This window comes from Halorubrum sp. Atlit-26R (assembly GCF_003666015.1).
In the GTDB taxonomy this organism is placed as follows: Archaea; Halobacteriota; Halobacteria; order Halobacteriales; family Haloferacaceae; genus Halorubrum.
In genome coordinates this window covers 1-538 of sequence record NZ_QPLT01000356.1, presented here as the reverse complement: position 1 = coordinate 538, position 538 = coordinate 1, and the positions used below count along the sequence as shown (strand labels likewise).

Annotated in this window: 1 pseudogene; it reads left to right on the top strand. The window is 51.7% G+C overall.

From position 1 onward, the window contains the following. Nucleotides 1-355 precede the first annotated feature (355 nt). Nucleotides 356-538: pseudogene (locus DVK07_RS24075) on the top strand (site-specific integrase); the annotation flags it as partial.

The window sequence follows — 538 nt, the reverse complement described above, 5'->3', positions numbered from 1 at the left end:
GGCGGATTCGTCGTGGGTGGAGGGCATACGTAACGGATGTCATTTCCCGAACCGGTCGTCTATGCGTTTCGGAATCATCTTCCGATCACACGTATCGGGGGTGATGCTGCATGGGTAGATAGCGACGTGAATAGGCGGCGTGATCGCTCCGCCGAACTCTCATTTTGTATAGCGATATATGGTACATTACTCTTGAGCATCTATTGTCCGATAAGTTGCTTATTTCGCGTGTCTCCAACGGACACACGCATAACCAATACTATTATACCACTGTCAGATAGACGCTATCCTATGAAATCACCACGCTTAGAATTACTACAGGGGGCAGCACGCGGGGTTCTCCCCCGAGATTTTCGTGAGTGAGCAAACCTACAATTGGTCGAGGAAGTCACTCGACGAACTCGTCGAATTCTACGAGCGCGAAATTGCTCCGGAACGCCAGCGGGAGGGATACGATTCAAACGAGATCCCCACCTACCAGTGGCTCGTTGACCACGGCTATAGCGGTCTCCAGTACGCTGTCCGAGAGCATCATGAC